Source organism: Paraburkholderia sp. A1RI-2L (genome assembly GCF_048957375.1).
GTDB lineage: Bacteria > Pseudomonadota > Gammaproteobacteria > Burkholderiales > Burkholderiaceae > Paraburkholderia.
On sequence record NZ_JARBTA010000003.1, the window covers coordinates 621,420 to 642,917 of the forward strand.

Annotated in this window: 23 protein-coding genes and 1 pseudogene; 10 read left to right on the forward strand and 14 right to left on the reverse strand. The window is 61.9% G+C overall.

From position 1 onward, the window contains the following. Positions 1 to 35: 35 nt before the first annotated feature. On the reverse strand, positions 36 to 572 hold the full coding sequence (locus PWP93_RS26035; protein ID WP_421046611.1) for a flavin reductase family protein: 537 nt from the start codon (positions 570 to 572) through the stop codon (positions 36 to 38). Beyond that, positions 562 to 1,677, reverse strand: a complete 1,116-nt coding sequence (locus tag PWP93_RS26040) for an LLM class flavin-dependent oxidoreductase (RefSeq protein WP_421046612.1) — start codon at positions 1,675 to 1,677, stop codon at positions 562 to 564. Before PWP93_RS26040 ends, PWP93_RS26035 begins: the two co-directional genes overlap by 11 nt. A gap of 170 nt (positions 1,678 to 1,847) precedes the next feature. Here PWP93_RS26040 and PWP93_RS26045 point away from each other — a divergent pair, with 170 nt between their 5' ends. Beyond that, positions 1,848 to 2,333, forward strand: a complete 486-nt coding sequence (locus tag PWP93_RS26045; RefSeq protein ID WP_421046613.1) for a winged helix DNA-binding protein — start codon at positions 1,848 to 1,850, stop codon at positions 2,331 to 2,333. Positions 2,334 to 2,465: 132 nt separating this feature from the next. Here PWP93_RS26045 and PWP93_RS26050 read toward each other — a convergent pair whose 3' ends face one another. Next, entirely contained in the window at positions 2,466 to 2,993 is a 528-nt protein-coding gene (locus PWP93_RS26050; RefSeq protein WP_421046614.1) for a hypothetical protein, read from the reverse strand. Positions 2,994 to 3,188: 195 nt separating this feature from the next. On the opposite strand from PWP93_RS26050, the gene PWP93_RS26055 reads away from it, so the two are divergent. Then, positions 3,189 to 3,386 carry a hypothetical protein gene (locus tag PWP93_RS26055; RefSeq protein ID WP_421046615.1) on the forward strand — a complete coding sequence of 66 codons (198 nt, stop codon included), beginning with the start codon at positions 3,189 to 3,191 and terminating at the stop codon, positions 3,384 to 3,386. Between the two features lie 185 nt (positions 3,387 to 3,571). On the opposite strand, the gene PWP93_RS26060 is transcribed toward PWP93_RS26055, so the two are convergent. Beyond that, positions 3,572 to 3,832: a hypothetical protein gene (locus tag PWP93_RS26060; protein WP_421027889.1), complete on the reverse strand. Its 261-nt coding sequence runs from the start codon at positions 3,830 to 3,832 to the stop codon at positions 3,572 to 3,574. Between the two features lie 445 nt (positions 3,833 to 4,277). Between PWP93_RS26060 and PWP93_RS26065 the strand changes: the two genes are divergently transcribed. From PWP93_RS26065 to PWP93_RS26075, 3 genes are all read left to right on the forward strand, one after another. After that, positions 4,278 to 4,736 carry an NUDIX hydrolase gene (locus tag PWP93_RS26065; RefSeq protein ID WP_421046616.1) on the forward strand — a complete coding sequence of 153 codons (459 nt, stop codon included), beginning with the start codon at positions 4,278 to 4,280 and terminating at the stop codon, positions 4,734 to 4,736. Positions 4,737 to 4,851: 115 nt separating this feature from the next. Beyond that, on the forward strand, positions 4,852 to 6,381 hold the full coding sequence (locus tag PWP93_RS26070) for a CHAD domain-containing protein (protein WP_421046617.1): 1,530 nt from the start codon (positions 4,852 to 4,854) through the stop codon (positions 6,379 to 6,381). 138 nt (positions 6,382 to 6,519) lie between these two features. Further along, complete coding sequence (locus PWP93_RS26075) at positions 6,520 to 7,815, forward strand: NRAMP family divalent metal transporter (protein ID WP_421046618.1); 1,296 nt, start codon at positions 6,520 to 6,522, stop codon at positions 7,813 to 7,815. Positions 7,816 to 7,817: 2 nt separating this feature from the next. Here the strand turns inward: PWP93_RS26075 and PWP93_RS26080 are convergent, their stop codons facing one another. The 5 genes from PWP93_RS26080 to ligD form a co-directional block, all read right to left on the reverse strand. After that, the gene (locus PWP93_RS26080; protein ID WP_421046619.1) at positions 7,818 to 9,128 is read right to left on the reverse strand and encodes an NRAMP family divalent metal transporter; all 1,311 of its coding nucleotides are present in this window, start codon (positions 9,126 to 9,128) and stop codon (positions 7,818 to 7,820) included. Between the two features lie 38 nt (positions 9,129 to 9,166). Continuing rightward, the gene (locus PWP93_RS26085) at positions 9,167 to 9,328 is read right to left on the reverse strand and encodes a DUF1328 domain-containing protein (RefSeq protein ID WP_421027894.1); all 162 of its coding nucleotides are present in this window, start codon (positions 9,326 to 9,328) and stop codon (positions 9,167 to 9,169) included. A gap of 321 nt (positions 9,329 to 9,649) precedes the next feature. After that, positions 9,650 to 9,940, reverse strand: coding sequence for a hypothetical protein (locus tag PWP93_RS26090; RefSeq protein ID WP_421047001.1), 291 nt, complete (start codon positions 9,938 to 9,940; stop codon positions 9,650 to 9,652). A gap of 162 nt (positions 9,941 to 10,102) precedes the next feature. Beyond that, entirely contained in the window at positions 10,103 to 11,188 is a 1,086-nt protein-coding gene (locus PWP93_RS26095) for a PHB depolymerase family esterase (protein ID WP_421047002.1), read from the reverse strand. Between the two features lie 143 nt (positions 11,189 to 11,331). Beyond that, positions 11,332 to 14,064, reverse strand: coding sequence for a DNA ligase D (gene ligD, locus PWP93_RS26100; RefSeq protein WP_421046620.1), 2,733 nt, complete (start codon positions 14,062 to 14,064; stop codon positions 11,332 to 11,334). 291 nt (positions 14,065 to 14,355) lie between these two features. Between ligD and PWP93_RS26105 the strand changes: the two genes are divergently transcribed. Further along, positions 14,356 to 14,568, forward strand: coding sequence for a CsbD family protein (locus tag PWP93_RS26105; RefSeq protein WP_421046621.1), 213 nt, complete (start codon positions 14,356 to 14,358; stop codon positions 14,566 to 14,568). A 278-nt stretch (positions 14,569 to 14,846) separates the two neighbouring features. Beyond that, entirely contained in the window at positions 14,847 to 15,815 is a 969-nt protein-coding gene (locus PWP93_RS26110; RefSeq protein WP_421046622.1) for a cation diffusion facilitator family transporter, read from the forward strand. A gap of 169 nt (positions 15,816 to 15,984) precedes the next feature. Here PWP93_RS26110 and PWP93_RS26115 read toward each other — a convergent pair whose 3' ends face one another. Further along, positions 15,985 to 17,115, reverse strand: a complete 1,131-nt coding sequence (locus tag PWP93_RS26115; RefSeq protein ID WP_421046623.1) for a hypothetical protein — start codon at positions 17,113 to 17,115, stop codon at positions 15,985 to 15,987. A gap of 206 nt (positions 17,116 to 17,321) precedes the next feature. Here PWP93_RS26115 and PWP93_RS26120 point away from each other — a divergent pair, with 206 nt between their 5' ends. From PWP93_RS26120 to phbB, 3 genes and pseudogenes are all read left to right on the forward strand, one after another. Next, a complete protein-coding gene (locus tag PWP93_RS26120; protein ID WP_421046624.1) occupies positions 17,322 to 17,504 on the forward strand; it encodes a hypothetical protein in 183 nt (60 codons plus the stop codon). 77 nt (positions 17,505 to 17,581) lie between these two features. Continuing rightward, positions 17,582 to 17,935: pseudogene (locus PWP93_RS26125) on the forward strand (acetyl-CoA C-acetyltransferase); the annotation flags it as partial. A gap of 142 nt (positions 17,936 to 18,077) precedes the next feature. Beyond that, positions 18,078 to 18,821, forward strand: a complete 744-nt coding sequence (phbB, locus tag PWP93_RS26130) for an acetoacetyl-CoA reductase (RefSeq protein ID WP_421046625.1) — start codon at positions 18,078 to 18,080, stop codon at positions 18,819 to 18,821. 119 nt (positions 18,822 to 18,940) lie between these two features. Here the strand turns inward: phbB and PWP93_RS26135 are convergent, their stop codons facing one another. From PWP93_RS26135 to PWP93_RS26150, 4 genes are all read right to left on the reverse strand, one after another. Next, on the reverse strand, positions 18,941 to 19,762 hold the full coding sequence (locus PWP93_RS26135; protein ID WP_421046626.1) for a YihY/virulence factor BrkB family protein: 822 nt from the start codon (positions 19,760 to 19,762) through the stop codon (positions 18,941 to 18,943). A gap of 273 nt (positions 19,763 to 20,035) precedes the next feature. Then, the gene (locus tag PWP93_RS26140) at positions 20,036 to 20,344 is read right to left on the reverse strand and encodes a hypothetical protein (protein WP_421046627.1); all 309 of its coding nucleotides are present in this window, start codon (positions 20,342 to 20,344) and stop codon (positions 20,036 to 20,038) included. Beyond that, complete coding sequence (locus tag PWP93_RS26145) at positions 20,341 to 20,715, reverse strand: phage holin family protein (RefSeq protein ID WP_421046628.1); 375 nt, start codon at positions 20,713 to 20,715, stop codon at positions 20,341 to 20,343. Before PWP93_RS26145 ends, PWP93_RS26140 begins: the two co-directional genes overlap by 4 nt. 79 nt (positions 20,716 to 20,794) lie before the next feature. Then, the gene (locus PWP93_RS26150) at positions 20,795 to 21,169 is read right to left on the reverse strand and encodes a sensory rhodopsin transducer (protein WP_421046629.1); all 375 of its coding nucleotides are present in this window, start codon (positions 21,167 to 21,169) and stop codon (positions 20,795 to 20,797) included. Between the last annotated feature and the right edge of the window lie 329 nt (positions 21,170 to 21,498).

Consider the following 21,498-nt stretch of genomic DNA (forward strand, 5'->3'; position numbering starts at 1 on the left):
AACAAATGTGCCAGGATCTCCCCGAATGAGAGAAGTCAGCCCGCTGCCGCCAGTTGGTCAGCGAGCGCGGTGTAACGCCCCTGCCAGTAGACGAGAGGACAAGGCGTGGACTCGTCGCGATTCACCGCGCGCACGCGGCCGATGATAAGCAGGTGCCCGTGGCGTACGATCAACTCCTCCACCTCGCAATCCATAGCGACCACGCTATTCGCCAGCAGCGGTGCGCCGTCCGGTATCGCGTGCACCCATTCGTCGTCGCCGTAGCGCGCCTCGCCCTGTTCGCCGCAAAATCCGGCGAAGCGCTCAGCGATCGCACGCTGCTCGGTGCGCAGCAGGTTCACGCCGAAGCGTCGCGTACGTTCGAGCAGTGCGGCCGAAGAACTGGTCGCTTTCAGCGAGGCCACCACCATGGGCGGCTGAGCCGAAAACGACGATACGGAAGTGGCGGTAAAGCCGCTGCGCACTTCTGCGTCCGCGACGGTCACCACGCAGACCGCGCCCGCGAAACCGCGCATCGCCTGCACGAAGCAGCGGCTTAGCGCGCCGATGTCATCGATGGCTTCAGGCTGCATGGCTACGCTCCCGCGGGCTGCGCAGCCCATGTGCCTCGAGGATCGGCAACACCGTATCGCGGAAGTACGGGAACTCCTTCACATAATCCACGAACGACAGCGTCGTGCCCTTGAAACCGGCTTCGGCGAGCGAGATCAACCCCGCCGCCACCTGCTGGGGCGTGCCCACGAGCGGGAAGCCACCGTGCCCTGCGGCCATCCGGTCGCGAATCAGCGCGAGCAGATCATGCGGGAACGATTGTGCATTCGCGAACTGCAGTGCAACCAGGTTATCGACCGCCCCCCAGTCCGCGTTGTCCTGCGCAAAATAGTGCAGATACTGGCGCGCTTCCTCCTCGGTCGGGCGGCAGACCACGTGTGAGAACGTCAGCACGTTGACGTCCTTGCCCGCAGTGACGGCTTTCTGCGTTAGCTCGGCGATCTCCGTGCGCGAACGCTCCAGATCGATCGCCGGCGTAAACAGGAAATTCGCGTTGCCGATCGCGAAATCGCGCCCTTCGCCTGAACCGGCCGCGTTCAGGATCGGCGGGCGTTCGCCGTTCCACGGGCGCGGCAGCCCATAGACGTTCCTCAGCTGGAAATTTTCGCCGTTCCAGTTGAAGGGGCCGTCGTGCGTCCAGATTTTCTGCACGACGTCGAACCACTCCTGCGCATACGCATAGCGCTTGTCGTGGCCTGTCGCGAGCGGCAGGCCGAGCGCTTCGTACTCGGGGCGGTTCCAGCCCGCGACGATGTTCAGGCCGGCGCGTCCGCTGCCAATCTGGTCGAGCGTCGCGATCTGCTTGGCAACCACGACCGGATGGTTCGCCGCCGTGTGAATCGTCGCGAATACGGTGAGCTGGCGCGTTTTCGCGAGCAGGCCCGCGGCCCACGTCATGGTCTCCAGCACCGAGCCGTGGAAGTCCGTCTCGCCGCCGTAGCCAATCCAGCGCGCGATGGGCAGCATGAACTCGATACCGGCCTCGTCCAGCATGAGCGCGAGCTTTTCGTTGTTCTCCCACGAGTTGGCCCAGCGCTCCCCGATCTTCGTCACCGACATCCCGCCCGAGCAGTTCGTCGCAAACGTCCCCAGAATGAAATCCTTCGTGTTCAGAATTCGTCTCATGTCAGTCCTGGCGCAGTAAAATTTGTTTACATGACGGGCCGCCTCGCGGCGCCCCCCTCTCTCAACCCAGTCGACGGCATGGGCCGCAACCGCGCGATTCCGCAATGACCGAACATTCACGCAGAACCACAAAAAAGACCGACGCTGCCGAACATCGATGGCACCTCGCGATGGACGACTTCGGCGTCGAGATCACCGACCTCGAATACGCCGTGATGCGTCTGAACCAGTCGTTCTCGCGCTGGCAGTCCGAGTGCATGGCCGCGGTCACCGGCACCACGTTGAGCGGCCTGGAGAACGCACTGGTGCACGTCATTCATATGCACGAACGGCCCAAGACCATTCGCGATCTGCTGCATATGACCAACCGGCAGGACGTCGCTAATATGCAGTACGAACTACGCAAGCTGATCAAGGCCGGACTCGTCGAAAAATCCGGAACGGCGCGCACTGGCGTGTACTACGTGACCACTGCAGAAGGTGCACGCGTGTGCGAAGAGTACGCACGGTTGCGTGAGGCGGTGCTCCTCAAGATGGCCAAGGCGGCCGCGGGCATCCAGTCCGCTGCCGAGCAGGCTACCGCCTGCCTCGAACAGATGGAACGTGTCTACGAATCCGCCACGCGTGAAGTCGCCACCTTCCATCGGAGACGCTAATGCCATCGCATCCCGGCCGAAATCATGAGGCGCACCGGACCCTCCGGTGTCCAGGCCGCTTTACATGGAATTTCACATCGAATTTCTATTTGATTGAATCGTAGTGCAGCCTTTTTTTGGCTGCAACCGATTTCATCTCAGGGAAAACACCGGCTGCCACCCAGTCGCCTCGACGCTGGCTTCCGGCGCCACCGCTCGGGACATCGCTGAAGCCGAACAAGCGCTTTCGGGATCGCGAAGCACTGGGCCCACTGCTGAATGACTTGGCGAGGCATTGGCCTTGGGACGAACTCGGGCCAATGTAGAAGACGCAATGCTGCGCTCCGGCGGTTGCGCGTCCATAACTCTGCCTATACGGACAGGCTCCCGGGCATGACTTTTTAATATTCCCTGCGTATTCTTCTTTTCCCGGCTGAGATAGTCGTCAAAAATGGATACCAGAATGGTCATACAAAGGCTTTCGATCCACGCCGCCAAGGGCAAGCTGCAGGTCATTCCGATATGGCAATCGCTGGCGAAAAGCGGCGCCAAAGTTCGGCGCTGGAGTGTGAGCGTCGATCGCAAGACCGGCGTCGAGTCAATGACAATCGATATTTCCGTTGCCGGGCCCCAGTGCACCGAAAATGTCATCGTGATGCTCGCCAGTTCTGCGCTGGACATGACGGTTACCCCGCTTCCTCTCGCGTGTGTCCACACCACGGAGCTGGACGTGGGCAGCGGCAGGTCCATGCCCGAACACCCGCTCAGGACCGGAGCGAACTCTAGTCGAAGGCAACACTGACCGTATCGCCCTCCCGTGCAGGACTGACCGATAGAAAGCGGCAAAAAATTATCAGAAGCACAAAGGAGACAGCAATGTTGAGCCCTCACGAATTCGCGACGCTCATGCTGGTCAAAGCGTCGCCCGACCAGATCGGCCTGGACCGCGAAGAACTCGATACGCTGCTTGAGCAGCAGCTTGTCGCACTCGAGAAACTCGCGTCTGGCGTGCACCGCCCGCGTGTGACGCATGATGGTGAAACCCTGCTCCACGCCATGACGCGAAAACGTTAAAGGGCGAGTGCCGGCCGGGGCGGGTTGAGCGAGCGATCGTGTGCCCGGACTCGGTCAAGGAAATCTCTTATCCCGTGGCTGACCGCGTGCGCCCATTGTTTGACTATTTAATGGCGCGCGCATACGCATGGCGGCAAACAATTGAACGCCGCCGCACCTGGACAAGCGACGCCCAACTCCAACAGTCAGCCAAAAAGCACGTGCTTGCTTGTTGACCGTCTGGCCGGTCGGCAAGCAACCAGCGCTTCGAGCTTGCGCAACTGCTCTTCGCGGCGCGCTTTCAACCGCGCCACGTCCGCAAGCAAAATAGCTTGCGCTTCATCCAGCCATGGGTCCATTCCCTCTTGAGCGCTGCGCTCCATTTCAGCCAGACGGTTCGTGCGGACCCTGATTTCCGCGTCGATGTTCAGGACGGTCGCCAGCATGTCACCAGCCAGTTCGTTCATTCGTCTGCTCCAATCATCACTGGTGAAATTCATTAAGCTTTGCTCTCGCGGTGTCAATCGAAATAGGCCACGCCAGCTGATCTGATCGTAAATGGTGGACGGCAACGCGGCAATCCGGGCCGTCCCGCATGTTGCTGAAACTGTCGTTGTGCGCGGTGGGATGGGCGATTCAATCAATAAATGCGGCCCGCCAGATTTGCGAAAAGAGTTTCATCTGAGAAAAGAAAATGTTACTTGTCAGCGCGAGGAAATTGGACTCTCAAAAACACGATTTAGATATCCAAATTATTGACTTTCCAGGTCACTGAATTTTGGCGACAACGACCGACATGAGTCCGTTCTCATCGATGGCGACTGTCGAGATGATGGTGGGGCTTCAGGCGCGGGAATTGCGATTGGGTTCGTGTTCCATCCGGCTTTGCTTTCGGCGCTGCCGGGGTAACGAATGCGGGAGAATGCGGGACGGAAGGTTCGTACCCGCCTGTTAATGAAGGTCACCAGACAATTTTCAGCCATGAGAAACCGCGCGACGATCGTGTGCCGAAATGATGGCAGGGTACTGCTCGTGACGCGCGGGCGCTCTCGCTGGTCGCTCCCCGGCGGGACGGTAAAGCGGCACGAGGCCCCACTGCATGCGGCGAAGCGGGAGCTGCTGGAAGAAACATTGATTGTCGGAGAATTGCTACGGTATGAATTCGAGTTTGTGGGCTTCAGCAAACGGCATCACGTATTTGTTCTCGATGTGCCAGTCGATACGACGCCACAGCCCGCCCACGAAATTATGCATTGTCGCTGGGTTCGCCCGACCATGGTCGGCGCGCTGGCGGTGAGCGTGCCGACGCGCGAAATCGTGGCTCTTCTCATGGAGCACGCTGGCGCAAACGCTCGCGCACGGCTGCTATGACCGCCCGCGCAGCGGCGGCAGGCCCGCTTCGCGCGCCATCTGAAAACTGCGTTCAAGCATCCATGTCGCGTCATTGCACTGTCGTCATCGGGCCGTCGTTCGTAGGGGAGGCACCATGGAGCACGAGCTGAAGTTGCGGGTGTCCAATGAGGACCTTGTGGCGTTGCGTCGTCACCCGCCAGGTAGGCAGCACGAGGGAGCGGCCAGGCGCCCCCGGTTGTTGACGACTACCTATTTCGATACGCCTTCGCTTGAATTTCATAGCTGCAACGCTTCTTTGCGCGTGCGGACCGACGGCAACGACAGGTTCCAGACATTGAAGCGGGAAGGGTCGGCGCAGGCGGGCCTTTTCGACAGGGACGAGTTCGAAACGCCCGTCGAGAGCAACGTCCCCGATCTCAAGTTGCTTCGGGATCGCATCCCTGACGATAGTGACTGCGGCAGGCTGGTTCGCGACGACGCGACTGTCGCACAGCTAAACCCCGTGTTTGTCACCCGGATCAGGCGCTCAGTCTATCCGCTGCGCTTGTCGTCTGGCGACGAACTTGAGGTGGCGCTCGACGAGGGAACCATCGAAGCGCAGTCGGCTTCTGAGCCGATCGCAGCGGTGGAACTTGAGCTGAAGCGGGGTAAGCCAGAGAGCCTGTACCAGGTCGCACTGGAACTGCTCGAATCTGTACCCTTGCGTATCGACCATTTCAGCAAGGCTGACATCGGCTACGGCCTGCTCCTCACTGAGCACTGCGCGGCCGTGAAGGCGCAGCCGGTGCAGCTGAACAAGCGAGACTCTGTCGAAGACGCCTTCTGCACCATCGCGCGCAATTGTCTGGATCAGGTCGCCGCCAACGAACGCGGTGTCGTCTCCGGCCATGGGCCGTCGAGCGTTCATCAGATGCGCGTGGGGCTGCGCCGTTTGCGCTCGGCGCTTGGTCTGTTTGGAAAAGTCATTCCCGCGCCTCCCGGACTTGACGATGAATTGCGCTGGATTGCCGCTGAACTCGGCGCTGCACGGGACTGGGAGGTACTCGCGGGGTCGACGCTCGAACATGCCGGTGCAAACACGACTCCGGACGAGATTCTGCCCGTGCGCGAGGCATGCGCGCAGATCGCCGCCAGCAACCGGCAACGGGCGGCCGCTGCAGTCGAGTCGGTTCGCTACACGCGACTCGCGCTTCAACTCGCATTGTGGTTGCAGCGAGGAAGCTGGAGAGTTGAAATGTCCGACGAACAGCGCGAAGCAATCAGCCGTCCAGCAAGACAATTCGCCGCGAATGTCCTGCGCCGTCGTCACAGTAAACTGATTCGCCGCGGCAAAGGTCTGGCCGGCCTCGACGCTCACCATCGCCACCGCGCCCGCATCGCGGCAAAGAAAGTTCGGTATGCCACCGAGTTCTTCGCGTCACTGTGCGCGAGGCGGTCCGTCCAACATTATGTTGAAGCGCTAACCGCGCTCCAGGATGATCTGGGTTGGCGAAACGACGCCGTCGTTGCCGATCGGCTTCTGAAGGCACTCCCTCAAACGTCACCTGAAACGGCGCCGGGCGCCTCCTTCGCACGGGGCTTTCTCGCCTCGCGCGTCGCAGCCGATCATCGGACAATGAAAAAGCTGTGGAAGCGTTTCAGACACTGTTCTCCGCCGCATTGAGCCGGCGACGCGCCAGATTACGATACTGTCAGGCCCCTGCCAAAGCAGCGTGCCTCGCTCATGGCAGCATATTCGGGCGCGGCACGGGACTTGCACGCTCCCGGCAACATCGCATCCCGCGCGTTGCAGGAAACTTTCGTGGCCGACAATCAAAAGCTTGAACCAGAAGCCGCCGTAACGGATCGAACGGAACGATCCTGGCTGTCCCGCCTCGGACCCGGACTCGTAACGGGCGGTGCCGACGACGACCCGAGCGGAATCGGCACCTACTCGCAGGCCGGCGCGAAATTTGGTCTCTCATTGCTATGGACGCTGCTGCTGACGTATCCGCTGATGGTCGCCATTCAGATGATCAGCGCGCGAATCGGTCGGGTGACCGGCAGAGGGCTTGCTTCCAACATGCGCGCCTTCGGTCCACGCTGGATCGTGATCGTTCTCGTGCTGCTTCTTGCTATTGCCAATACGATCAACATCGCCGCGGACCTGGCAGCCATGGGTGCGGCCATCCATTTGCTGGTGCACGGCCCGGAGCAACTGTACACAGTGGCGCTGGGCGCATTTTCCGCGATAGTCCAGATCTGCCTGCCTTATGAAAGCTACGCCCGCTTTCTGAAATGGCTGACCATCGTGCTCTTTACGTACGTCGCGGTCGCGTTCGTTGTGCCTGTCGACTGGTCGCAAGTCGCGCTTTCCGTGGTTCACCCGCGTGCGCAGCTGTCTGGCGAATATCTCACCACCATTGTCGCCGTACTCGGGACCACGATCAGCCCATACCTTTTTTTCTGGCAAGCTTCACAGGAAGTCGAGGAGCTTCGATCGAAGCCGGGCGAACATTCGCTGCGCTGGGTCTCTTCGTTCCGTGCATACCGGCAGCTCGACAGGATTACGGCAGACACATGGATCGGTATGGGTGTTTCAAATGGCGTGGGCTTTTTCATCATGTTGACTGCGGCAGCCACGCTGCATGTTCACCACGTCTCTATTCAGACTTCCGCAGACGCGGCGAAAGCCCTTACGCCCATCGCCGGTCGTTTCGCTGCGTTCGTATTTGCCGCGGGCATCGTGGGAACCGGGCTGCTCGCGCTGCCCGTGCTTGCCGGTTCCGCGGCCTACGGCGCGGCGGGCGCGTTCAGGTGGCGCGGCAGCCTGTCCCTGCATCTCACGCTGGCACGCGAGTTCTATTCCGTCATTGTCCTTGCCATCCTGGGCGGCGTAGCGGTTACGTTCTTGCACCTCGACCCGGTAAAGGCGCTTTACTGGAGCGCCGTCATCAATGGTCTTGCCGCCGTACCCGTTATGATCGTCGTCATGCTGATGGGGACCAGTCGTCGCATGATGGGCAAATTTGCCATTTCAGGCCTCCTGAAAGTCGGAGGCTGGACAGCGACTGCGTTCATGGCCCTGGCAGCGATCGGTATGTTCGTTCCCGCATAGCGTTAGAGAAACGGCAATATCGTATGCGCGGTCAACGCTGCTCCCGCAGCAACGACCGCCAACCAACTCAATGCGCGCACGAACCAATGAAGTTTCAACGTGCCGACCGCTTCTGGGTGACGGCTCAAAAGGACGAGCAGAATGAGCACCGGCGTTACTGTAATGCCATTGGTCAACGCACTCCAGTAACAGGCCTTCACCGCATCCACGCCGAGTGCCACAAAGAGCAGGGCGGTGGCGGCGCTCATTGCCATGAGGACGAGCAGCACGACGGCGATGCGGCGGTCGCGTCGTTTGCCCCGGGCCCAGCCGAACGAGCTCGCCGCTGCGTGCGCCGCCGACCCGGCCAGCGGTGGTAGCGCGAGAAGCGCCGTGCCCAGGAGCGCAAGACCGAGGACCTGCGCGGCAAATCCATGCGCAAGAGGAAGAATCGCTTTCGCTGCGTCGCTAACCGAATTGACCTGCATGTGCTGCGCGTGCAACGTTGCTGCCGAAGCGCACAGAATGAGTGCGCCTGCCCCATTCGACAGCAGTGTGCGAATCAGCGTTTCATGGCGCTTTCCTTGTAACTGGCGCGGCTCTTCACGCGATTGCGCACGATCGACATTGGCTTGCGAAGCATCGTCTCCCCGTTCCTCGACTTCCTCTTCGGCCTGCGAGAACAGCAGATAGGGACTGACGGTTGTACCGAGTACGGCTACCAGCATTCCCAGAAAGCCTTCCGATAATGTCACGTCCGGCACCAACGCGTGCCATCCCGCCACCCGCCACTGCACGTCGGCCACAAGCAGCGTGCCTGCATAGCAGAACAAGGCGACACAAAGCCACTTTACGACGCCTGCGTAGCGGGCGTACGGCACCCACCATTGGAGCGCAATTGATGCGCCGGCGAATGCGAGCGTAAGAAGTGCCACCGGGCCGCGAAAAATCTGCTGCGCGCCTTCGCCCATCGCCAGCATGTCTGCGGCCATGTTCAGCGTATTCGCCAAAAGAAAGCGCCCAACCGCGAGCAGAAATAGCCAACGTGAATAGTGCTCACGCATGTTTTCCGTGAGGCCTTTCCCAGTCACCGCTGCAACGCGCGTCGCGATCAATTGAAGCGCAACCATCGACGGATACGAGAGCACGCATATCCACAGCAGGTCGAATCCATATTGCGCACCGGCGAGGGAGTAAGTCAGAATGCCGCTCGGGTCATTGTCGGTTCCGGTGGTGGCGAGCCCCGGATGCATGTCGACCGCCCATGCATGTGCCGGGCGGTCGCCGTGTTTTAACGAGTGGCCTCGCGGCCAACGGACTCCGCGGGTTTTCATGAGGCAATTGCATCGTTCGCCCCGCTTCAGAGACGCCATTAACGCCGTAAAGCGCCAAACAGCAGACTCACAACGAAGAGGACGACGAAGATAAAGAACAGGATTTTGGCGATGCTCGCTGCTCCGACAGCGATGCCGCCAAACCCGAAGAAGGCGGCGATCACGGCGATGATGAAAAACACGAGGGCGTAATAAAGCATTGTCAACTCCTGAATGGCGCGGGCCGCGGCGCAACTGGCCGAGGAAACCTTCCGCCACGTCGCACGGACCCGCTCTACATGGTCACGCCTCGTGTTACGCAACGGCCGTGCCTCGAAGCGCGCATTGCGTCAACGCGACAAAGTCAGCGCGACAAAGTCAGCGCGACAGAATCATCGCGCAGGTTGCCGACCAGTTAGACGCCATCGTTTGACGAGTTCGACGGCAGTGGAGATTCATCGCGTAGACGAGTGTTTTAGCGAGAAGAACGCGCCTGTCGCGCAAGGCAAACAGGCGCGCTGCCCCTCGCCTCAGGCGTGCTATTAGCGGTCGCGGTCTTCGTGCTCACGATCGCCTCGCGGGTCATACTCATGGGGATGACGGTGCATCCATTCGTCATGCTCCCAATAGCGGTGGCCGTCCCAATAGCGGTCGCCGTGCCACCCAAGCGTGATCGCCACGCCAGGCGCCGGGGCGGGAGCCGGCTCTTCGTACCGCGGCTGTGGTTGCGGCGTGACATAGACTTGCGCGAAGGCCGCGTCTGCCGTGACGAGTGCCATGCCTGCCAGAAGTGTCATCAGAATCGTGTGCGTTGCATTCATCATAGGTTTCATCATGTACCCTCCTCAAACACCCCATGTTGCGCACCGCCCGTACCCACGATGAATGACAAACGCCGTGGCGGGCACGACGAGTAGTGCCCGTGATGCCCCTCTCCGTAACCGTCAAGACGCACAGCCGTCGTCTCACGCTGTGCGCCACACCCCAACGAGACGTTATGGCAGTCGCTTCACCGACCGCCGCTGGCGCCGAAAAAAATTCCACAGCATCGCCGTTGCGTCGGGACCTTTGCCGGAATGAAACGCTTCGCGTGGGTCGCCGCCGCTCCACGCATGGCCCAGACCCCGAACGATGCAGACTCTAACGACGAGCCGCCCCGCCCCCAGATAATCGGTGTACTCGACCGCATCGCGGCTGTATGTCCGTCGCTCGCCGACGCGCATGGCGCCTTGTGCATCGATCAGCCGGTTGAGCCGCGCGAATTCGACGGCGAGCTGCGCGGCGTTGCGCTTCGAGACAACCGCATCAAGCTCCCCATGGACAATAATGGCCGGCATGCCCGGATGGTGGGCCAGATCCACAACCGCCTCCAAGAGACGCAGGGGATCTTCGCGGCTGCCGTCACGCATGACGCGCATGGCGGTCATGGCGGAATTCGCGGCGCCAAACACCGGGCCTGAATGCAGGCCAACGGCGGCAAAGCGCTCTGGATAATGAACTGCGAGCAACGCCGCGAGGCCCGCTCCTGCCGAAATCCCCGCGAGATAGATGCGTTCGCGGTCGAAGCCGTGCGCCTCGACAATCTCTTCGACGAGCGACGCAACGGCAGGCGCCTCGGAATGCGCCAGACTCTCGTGCCAGTGCCAGCAGCGGTGCGCGTGCGCGGTCTTTGCCTGCTCGGGAATGAGCACGGCAAATCCGGCGCGCTCTGCGACCCTGCAAATGCGTGTGCCGGCAGCAAACGACTCCGCGGTTTGCTTGCAGCCATGCAACATGACCACGAGGGGTATGTCCGCCCAGGATGTCACTGCGGCTGGCAGATATAACGCGTACGTCAGGTGATTGACGAGCCGACCGGGCAACGCGGGCGCGGAGTGAAACGAGCGCACCCACCGCCCCGGCGTGCGCGCCACAAGTGGGCGGCCAGCATGGGGTTCGCTGGTACGCTTCGGCGCGGGCGTACGGGTGGGTCTGGCCGTCGTCGGCTTGCGCGCGAGCGCTTTCCTCTTCTGTCGTGCGCCCGTTGGGCTGAAAAGCAGCTCGAGGCATCTGAGCCAGACTCCGGTCTTTTTCCTTGGCATGAGCGAGCGCAGTAAGCCATTCAAGTCGGCGTTAAGGTTGGTATTCTCGGCCTGCTGGATTTCCGCCACGTGACCAAAGCCGCGCGGCGCAATCCGGCGCATGCGCAGGGCGCATTTGCTGTGCCGGCTCGTCTATCGCGCTCTTACTCCTTTGCCTTCCCCAACTGTCGCCACATCGCCGCCGTAATGCGCTGGCGCGCCTTTGCGTAGTCGCGCCATGGGTCCTCACGCAGGCTATCGAGCCGTTCACGCACATTCGCTACGTTCCATTGGTCGCCGCTCGTCACGGCCTGCAGCTCATCCCAGGCCACGGGCACCGAAACGCCGAGGCCAGGCCGCGCGCGCGGCGCAAACGCGGCGGCAGTCGTCGCGCCGCGCCCATTGCGCAAGTAATCGACGAACACGCGCCCTCTGCGGTTTTGCGCGCCCATCTTCGCGCTAAAGCGCTCAGGAAGCGTCGCGGCGATATGGTCCGCCACAGCCCGCGCGAAGTCTTTCGCTTCGTCCCAGCCCGCATGGCGCGCCAGCGGCACGACCACGTGCAGCCCTTTGCCGCCGCTCGTCTTGCACCACGCACGCAGACCGAGCGCGTCCAGCAAATCGCGCGTGAGCCGCGCCGCTTCGAGCATGCGCGTCCACGGCAGCGAGGGATCGGGGTCGAGGTCGAAGACGATGCGATCGGGCTTTTCGATGTTCGTCACGAGCGCGCTCCACGTGTGCAGCTCGATGGTATCCATCTGCGCGGCCCCTACGAGCGCCTCAGTCGAGTCGAGCGTCAAGAGCGGAGCGTGACCGGGGTCCAGATCGGCATGCTGGGTGGCCTGCGCAATCTGCAAGGCGTTCGCGTGCTTCTGAAAGAACAGCTCCCCGCCCACGCCCTTGGGTGCGCGTGCGAGCGCGACGGGACGCTGTGCCAGATGTGGCAGCAGCCAGGGCGAAATCGCCTCGAAGTACTGAACCAGATCGAGCTTTGTGAGGCCGCTTTTCGAATCGATCACGCGATCGGGATGGCTCACGCGAACGCCTGCCACTTCGGTATCGCCCACCTTTGCACGGCGCCGGGCATGCGGGGCTGGCGCGCTGGCTTTGGACGTGCTCTCAGCCTTCGCCGTCCGGCCGTTGTTCGAGTTCTGTGTTCTGACCTTGTGTTTGCTTGCGCTCTCGCTCCGGTTGCGTCGCACGGGCGGCGGCTGCGATTCGCGCACGATGCTCTGCGCGGGCTTGTCCTCGCGCAGGCCGACGAACGACGCCTGACGCACGACGCCAGCGCTCGTCCACGTCTTGAAACGCACTTCGGCCACGAGTTCGGGCTCTACCCAGTGCACGCAGGCGCGGCGATCGGCGGCAGGCACGGCGGCGAAAGGCGAGGTCTTGCGCTCGCGCGCCGCCAGATCGCCCGCCATTGCCTTGAGCCGCCTGGCGTCGAAACCCGTGCCGACCTTGCCCGAGTACTGCAATGCGCCCTTGTCGTCATACACGCCGATCAACAGTGCACCAAAGCCGTCGCGGCTGCCCTGAGGCTCCGTATAACCGCCGATAACGAATTCCTGGCGCCGTGAGCAGCGCAGCTTGAGCCACGCCGCGCTGCGCCTGGACGTGTATTGGCTATCGCGCCGCTTGGCGACGAGGCCTTCGAGATTCGCTTCGCAAGCGGCTTCGAGCAACGCCTGGGGCGCACCTTCGAATGCTTCGGAAAAACGCAAGGCCTCCTGGGGCTTGCGGGCCAGCAAGGCGGCAAGTTTCGCCCGGCGCGCCTCCAGCGGCACGGCACGCAGATCCATCCCATCGAGCCAAGGCAAGTCGAATAGCCAGAACGCAATGGTGTCGGCCCTGCCCGCATCGAAAGCGTTCTGCAACGCCTGAAAGTCGGGCACGCCCGCATCGTCCAGCACCACGGCCTCGCCGTCAATCCAAGCCGAGTCAATATCGAGCGCGCGCAGCGCTTCGACCTGGCGCGGGAATTTCGCGGTCCAGTCATTGCCGGTGCGCGTGAGGATGCGCACATCGCCCTCGCCGCGCGCCTTGCGATCGATTCGCGCGAGCACGCGGTATCCGTCGAACTTTAGTTCGTATAACCAATCATTGCCCTCCGGCGGCGCTTCGGCTGGCGTCGCCAGTTCCGGGGCGAGCGTGGCGGGCAGCTCGGCGCGCACGGCGCCTTGCATCTCCGCTGGAGCTTCGCCGCGTACGCTCTTGCGCGAGGTCGCGCGGCGCGGCCTGGCAGCGCTCGCGACGCGGGCTTCGGCTTGCGTGCCGGCTACCTCGCTATCCGCAGAGCGCTGTTTCGACCCACCGGTTCCCGCGCGCTCGCGCGACGGCTTCGCAGCCGGCTCGTCGTCGACCACATGGAAATCGTCTTCGCTCACGGCCTCATCGTCACGCTGCTTGATGAGCAACCACGTTTCCTGCTTGCCGTCGTGCATCGCGCTGCGCACGAGCGTAAAGCCACCGTGCAGCTTTTCGCCGTCGAGCGTGAACTTGAGCTTGCCCTGCGCATAGCCATCGCGAGCGGCGCGCATGCCGCCCTCGGGCCGCCATACGCCGTGATCCCAGATCGCCACCTCGCCCGCGCCATAGCTACCCTCGGGAATGCGTCCCTCGAACTTGCCGTACTCCATGGGATGATCCTCGACGTGCACGGCAAGCCGCTTCACGCCAGGGTCGAGGCTCGGCCCCTTTGGCACCGCCCATGACTTGAGCGTGCCGTCCAACTCAAGGCGAAAGTCGTAATGCAACCGCCGCGCATCGTGCCGCTGGATCACGAACGATCCTTCGCTCTCGTTCGCGCGTCCACGCCCTCGTGCCGCACGGCCACGCGGCTCCGGCGTCACTTCGAAGCGACGTTTCGATTCATAGGCATCAAGCTTTCGTTTCATACCACTCCCCTTTTTTGATGCGTGTTCGCGCGGCGGCCTCGAGCCGCATGCCACTCGAGTTCCGGTGCGCTTGTGCCGGCGCGTTCGCCGCCCGGGCTACTTGTGCGTTGACGCTACGCTCACGCAAGTGCAATGCCCGTCGTGCCCGGTCGTCACGCGGGCTCCACGCGGCAGCGCCCGCACCAGGCCACCCGGGTGTCCCATACCATACGGACCTCCTCCAACGCTCGATCAGGAACGGTCGTTGCGCCAAGACCGCGCGCATCCGGCGCAAACAAATGGAGAACCATCATGAACAAAGAGCATGTGAAAGGCGAAGCTGAAAAGCTCAAAGGCAAAGCGAATGAAGTCACCGGAAAAGTCACGGGCGACAAGTCCCGGGAACTCAAAGGCGACATCCAGCAGGGAGCCGGTGAGGTACAGAAGAAGGCAGGCGACATGAAGGACGCCGCAAGAGATGCAGCAAGGGATGCCCCCAGCGACGATCAAGACAAGGACCGCTAGCCAGCAACGGTTGCAACGAGGCGCGCGGGTACCGCAAAGGTGCTCGCACGCACCGACCTGGCCTTTCCGCGCTTCGGCGGTGATGCTTCAGTCGAGCGGCGTCCCGTCCGCCTCGGCCACGAATTGCATCAGCAGATTCGCGCCATCGAACTGCAGCGGCTCGCCCTGGTATCGCAACTTCGTTTCGGGATCCTGTGCATGCAGCGGAGTCTGCCGGGGCAGCGCGGGTTCGGGGCTTGCGCCACTGCGTTTCGGAGGGTGCCAGCGAGGATCAGACGATGACGCGAGCAAAGGCAAGCGCCGATCACCGGGCGACGGCCCACACTGCGTCCGGCGCCATCCCCCGCGCCGTCTACTATGCGCTCGCTTCAAATGTTGTCGTGGCGCTCGGCAAGTTCGCCGCCGCGGCATGGACGAACTCCAGCGCGACGCTTGCCGAGGCAGTCCACTCCAGCGCGGATTGCATGAATCAGCTCCTGCTGATCGTCGGCCGCCGCGCGGCCGTTGGCGACGCGGATGAACAGCATCCGCTCGGCTTCGGGCGTGAAACCCATTTCTATGCAATGCTCGTCGCGCTCCAGTTCTTCATCGTCGGCGGACTCGGTTCTGTGGGCATTGGCGTCTGGCGGCTATGGCGGCACGCCGGCCTTCAGCATGTGCCCGTCGCCATCGCCGTGCTCGCTGTGTCGGCCATTGTCGAGGGCAGCGCCTTGCGTGCCGCGATTCGCTCGATCGATACGAAACGGCGCGCCGGTGGGCTGTGGCGGTGGTTTCGCGAGACCGGCGAGCTCGAAGTCATGCTTTCGATTGGGGAGGATGCCGCCGCGCTCGTCAGCGTGCTAGTCTCGCTCGCCGGCATGGGGCTCGCGGCGCTCACCGGCCGCCCCGTTTTCGATGCGCTCGGCAGCATTGGCGTGGGCACCGTGATGATGGTGGTGGCCATCGTCTCCATGCGTGAGATCAAGTCGCAGATTGTCGGCGAGTCCGCTGGGCTCCGCGATCGCAAGGCCATTCGCGCATGGCTCGAAGCGCGTCCCGAGATCGAACATATCGTGAGCCTGGTGGTGCTGCGCTGGTCGGACAGCTTCGTGGTGGCCGTGCAGGCCCGGCTTGTTGCACACCACAGCGCCGATGACCTCGTGCGCACCATCGACCGAATCGAAACTGACTTGCAGACCGCCTTTGCGCCCGCGCGCTGGATTTTCTTCGAGCCCGAACTGAGCAAGCCGGGCGAGCATCCTCTTTAAGGGGAACGAAATACAGGTGGCGCAACGCAAGCGCGCCGCAACATTCCGGAAGCGGCTTGAATGCGCGACAACTGAAGTCTGGCGCTACGTCACTTTGGATAAAGCGTGAGTCCAGTAGCGAATTCCGCCGCCTGCGCGCGATGGGACGCCAATTCAAGGACGCAATCGACTAGACTCCGCGCGACACACGTTCCCAACCGCGCCTGACGGTCATCTTGAACCGCTCCCATGCGCTCTCAGGATTGCGTGCCTCCCATTTCGCCCGCGCATCCGCTTCGACGCCCTGCCAGTCGGCCCCGCGATACCGCTCGTCGCGTCCGAGCGTCGCCTCGTGCGGGTAGCCACGTCGATGCTCGTCGTACGACGCACCCGTGTTCGCATAGCGTGCATCGTAGTCCCTTCTGAATTCGCTTTCGCGCCAGTCTGCGTCGTCCTGCGGGGTGCCGAGACGACCAGGCTCATCCCTGTTGCCCGTAGCCAATGAACGCCGGGCTTTTGGCGCGGGCGGGTTGCCGTCGCTTGCCTGGGCGGTGTGCGATTTCACGCCCGCATTCTGATTCGTGCGCGCGAACCCGGCACGAGACACGTCCGTTGCATACGACGGCTTCCCTATCGGCGGGGTCGGTCCGCGCCCTTCCGTGCGCGTCGATACCTGCCGCAGATTCGGATCGGTTGACGAAAATGCGGTGCCTTGCATATCGTCTATCGCCGCGGCCGGCGTGACCGTGGCAGGCGTCGTGCGTACCGCTGACGCAGCCGGCATGTTGCCTTGCCGTCCGCGCGTTGCCTCGTTCTGTCTGGCCAGTTCGTCGGCCATCGCGCTGACCGAAGGCGCCGCATGTTCCGGACTTTGGGCATTCGAAGCGCCAGGACGCCACGCCGTGGCGCATTCCTCGATGTCAGCAGCGCCCGTTCGAAGCATCACTTCAAGCGCCTGATCGACTTGTGCTTCAGAAACATCGGCACTGACTATCGTTCCGCCGCGACGCATGAACTCCCTGTAATCCTCCGCATCCGGGGGGTACGATCCTTTCGTGAAGATGCGTGCGAACAACTGCTCAAGCCGATCGAAGACCTTTCTGTGATGGCGCGTATCGACAGCGCCCTGTACATAGACACGTGGCCCTTTTTCGCGAGGTGCATCAACTGATGTCGAATAGATGGCAATATCCGCTTGCGCCATCCCGGCCTCGAGTGCGCGCTGCGCCGAGCGCGCGTTCGCGTAGCTGTCGTACACGCCTAACACGGTTTGCCTCATGACTTTCTCCTTCCGCAATTCGCGGGCGGTATCCTCACCCACCCTATCAACGAGCGTGCAATACGCGTACCCATGCGACGCGGCATCCAATTTCCCCCATCTGTCCGTAAATTGTCACTTACGGACGCCTTCCTGTAGATACTCTTTCACTGATTCTTTGTTAAGGTCTTCTCTCGGCCTGCGTGATCGCCTGGCAGCGTGGCAGACAGACCACGCAAACAACTATCAGGAATTCGAAGGAGACAGTGATGCCTGGCCCTCACAAATTCGCGGCACTCATGCTGGTCAAGGCCTCGCCTGACCAGATCGATCTGAACCGCGAAGCGCTCGATACACTGTTCGAGCAACAACTTGCCGCCCTCGAAAGCTCGCGTCCGGCGTACACCGTTCGCGCGCGACCCTTGATGGTGTATCACTGCCTCAGGCCATAACGCGCAAGGGTTGAACAACAGACGGCCGGCCGACTTGCTCGGACGAATTCCGCTCGTACTCCACTCGTTCGTGCGAAGGTGTGACGGCGGAATCGCTCGCTGGCCTGAAACCTGCTTTCTCGAGGGAAGGCTCGGTGACTGCGGCCAATGCATCCGGTCTCAACGACGGCGCGGCGGCCGTAGATCTCATGGAGATCTACGAGGCGTTAGCGGCGCAGGCCCGGGTCGTGAACAAACAGGTGGGCTAGGACACGTCGAAGATCAACGTGAACGGTGGCGCGATTGCGATTGGACGCCCGATTGGTGCATCGGGCTGCCGCATTTTGGTGACGCTGCTGCACGAGATGTCGCGTCGTGATGCAAAGCCCGGTCTGGCCTCACTGTGCATTGGCGGTGGCATGCGTGTGGCGCTTGCGGTCGAGCGGGTTTAAGCGAGAGGGACACCATTAGCCGCGCGATCTTACCCGCGTGATCTTCGCCCAGTGTCCGAAGGCGGAGGGCCTGGCCAGAAGGGGTGACCGCTGGCCAGGCACCACCTGATTTTTTAAATCTCATTTCTCTCAGGTAGACAGGATGACTAATCGTATTGCATTGATAACGGGCGGAATGGGCGGTCTCGGAGAGGCCATCAGCGTACGACTCTACGACGCAGGCTACAAGGTCGTCGTCACCCACTCGCCGGACAACGCCGGCGCAAAGGACTGGCTGGCCAGAATGCAGAAAACGGGCCGCCAATTCCACGCGTATTCCATCGATGTCGCCGACTACGACTCATGTCAGCGTGGCGCGCAGAAGATCAAGGACGAAGTCGGCGCCGTCGACATTCTGGTCAACAATGCCGGCATCACGCGCGACATGACTTTCAAAAAAATGGACAAGGTCAATTGGGATGCAGTCTTGCGCACGAACCTGGACTCCATCTTCAACATCTCGAAGCCGCTGTGTGACGGTATGATCGAGCACGGCTGGGGCCGCATCATCAACATCTCGTCGGTGAACGGTTCCAAAGGCGCCGTGGGCCAGACGAACTATTCGGCGGCAAAGGCGGGGATGCACGGCTTCACAAAAGCGCTCGCGCTGGAAGTCGCCCGCAAGGGCGTGACGGTGAACACGATCTCGCCGGGCTACCTCGCGACGAAGATGGTCACCGCCATTCCGCAGGAGATTCTCGACACGAAAATCATCCCGCAGATCCCGATGGGCCGCCTCGGCAATCCGGATGAAGTCGCTGCGCTCGTGCTCTTTCTGTGCTCGGACGATGCAAGCTTCGTCACTGGCGCGAATATCCCCATTAACGGTGGTCAGCATATGCAGTGACCGTCGTGCCTGGGCGACCGGACAGAACGATTTCGACAGCACGTCGTAATCTCCAGGCGCGCGCCGCCGGCAAGGGCGACGCGCGCACCAGAGATTCGCTCGATGTCCATTCACTCCCGTCAGCTTGACACGCGCTTGCGGCCTTCACGTCCAATGGATGCAGAGAGCTCGGCTCCCAGCAAGAACGTCACCGCCGAAAAATACAGCCACATCATCAGGACCGCAAGCGAGCCGGCCGCTCCGAATTCGTTTGCCGTTCCGGCACGAGCGAGATACAGGCCGAAAACATGGCGGCCGATAGAGAACAGCACGGCAGCCACAACACCGCCCCATATTGCATGTCTGGTCGGTACCCTTGCGTCTGGCATGAATTTCATCAACGCAGCAAAGGCGGCGGCCAGAACGACTAGCGTGAGCGCCGCCTGAGCCAGCTGAGCGATGACGGCGAGGGGAGAATCGCCGAACAGATGATCCCCGATCCACTGGACCGCCGCATCAAGCACGAGGGAGACGACGAGCAGAAAACCCACTCCCATGACCATGCCCAACGACATCAGGCGAGCCCGGATGAGCATCGTGACGCTGCTGCGGTTCTTGAGCGCCAACTCATCGAAAACGACGTCGAGCGCCGAGTTCAGCGAGGTGAACGTCGCGGACGCACCGATAGCCAGCAGCACCAGGGAAACGAGAGCTGCGAAGCCCCCCTGGCCGGAGCGGTGCGCGTGCTCGACGATTGCTTGAATGGCCGCCGCTGCGTCATTTCCCAGAATATCGTGGATCTGGTCAAAGAGCCTGCCGCGAGCTGCATCCGCGCCGAGTACCCGCCCCGCGATGGCGAGCACGATGATCAACGTTGGGGCGAGCGAGAAAGCCGAAAAGAATCCGATGCTGGCGGCGAGCATCGAACAGCGGTCACTGCCAAAGCGCTCGACCGCGTCCAACGCAACGCACCAACAAAACCTAAGGCTCGAGTGGCTGCGGGCGGCACGATGTTCAGCCCGTCCTTTCATCGCGTGACTCCGGCCCCGAAAGAATCTCAGAGAATACGGGAACTATCGCAATCTGTATGCCCCGCGGCACGCCAGCCGCGACAGCCAGCCATGTTTGGTGTGCGGACTCGCGGTATCGCGTGCACCAGCGTTAGTGCGGTTAGCCCGCCCGCGAATATTGGACATCCTGCGAGAAGCGCGACAGACAGGTGCCTGCCGTTTTGATCAGCGCGCGATGGCAGCCCGGACTTGACGCGCAATCCACGCGGTCAGCCCTGTCCTCACTACGGTCGGCAAGACGCGCCTCGGCCCGATCAGCAGTGATCCAATCATAATGGAGCCAAGCAGCGCAATATCTGGCGTCGCAATCAAGGCACGACTGAGTTTCGAAAATGTCAGCGAGTTTTCGCTCTCTCTTGCGCGCTCCCTGGAACCTAAACCCTTGTTTGCAGCAAGCAATTGCGCACGTGTCAGCTCCATTCTGGCTAGCACGAGCGCTTCACGTTCGTGCAGTTTGCGCAGACCACGTTTCACTTGAGCGCCTCCCTGAGCGTTTCGATATCAGCGCGCAGTTCCCGCTCCAGAATAGAGAATGCTTGCGCCGGCTTCTGCGCGCGCACGACCATGAGCGCCGCCAGTGAGGCGGCCAGCCAGGCAATCGCGATGCCCCATGCCACGAAGAGGAAATAGCGCGTGTGCCAGGCGGACGCTATGGCTGCGAGACAGAAAAACGACAACGTCAAGAGACCGCTGACGATAAGGGCGATGACGGCGAGCACTTCGCGAACAATCCGCAGGCGAGTTTCCGCCAACTCAATCACAAACAACTGCCCGTAATCCGCGGATCGGGAAACCGCGAATCGCGCCACGTTGCGCCAGCGGCGGAGCTTCGGATTCGTAGACATGATGTTCACATCTGCCGCGGTTGTGAAAAAGCCGCTTTTCGCATCCTGCGTGCCATACGGCTTCAAAACCAGCGCGTCATCAATCGCTCCCGAAGGCGATGCTGGATAGCAGTGCCAATTCAGCCTGGCGAGAATCCAGGCGCGTGTGCTGCACGACCACCGGCACATCCGACTCGAACACGTTCGCGTACTCCGTACCGGTTGGAATAGACTCAGGTTCGCGAAGATCGTTAAAACGCATATGCAGCGCTCTTCTTGCAGGCACCGTAATAAAGTATGGGCCGGCCGGTTCACGATCCTTGAACAACACGGTCACCTTGATGTGCGCGTCTTGCTCGCCGGCATTCAAGATGCACGCCGTCTCATGGCTCCTCAATTCGGGCCGGTCACCCGAGCCATACCGCGGCAAGTAGCCTTCCGCGATGGCCCACCGGGTCTTTCCGATCGCCTGCATAAAGCCTCCTTTCTTTCCGCCGGGCACGATACCGCTCCCTGTCTCAGGAATAGTCCGCAACCTGCATGCCAGCGGTGCCGCCAGATTAGCCGGCGAACTTGTCGCGAACCAGAACCATTGACGTCGATACCGTTCGCGTGACGCCGTCGAGACATGCGCAAGCTGACTAGTGGGCGACGTCCATGGAGCGGCGCAACCGGCGCGAGCCCCGCGATTTTTACAGCGCCGCCTACGTCTTCGTTACAATGCCCTTGGTATATTCCATTCGGTATCACGCCCGCCGAGCCGATGGCGTGCGGAAAGTGCGATCGCCGAAATCTACCAGGCAA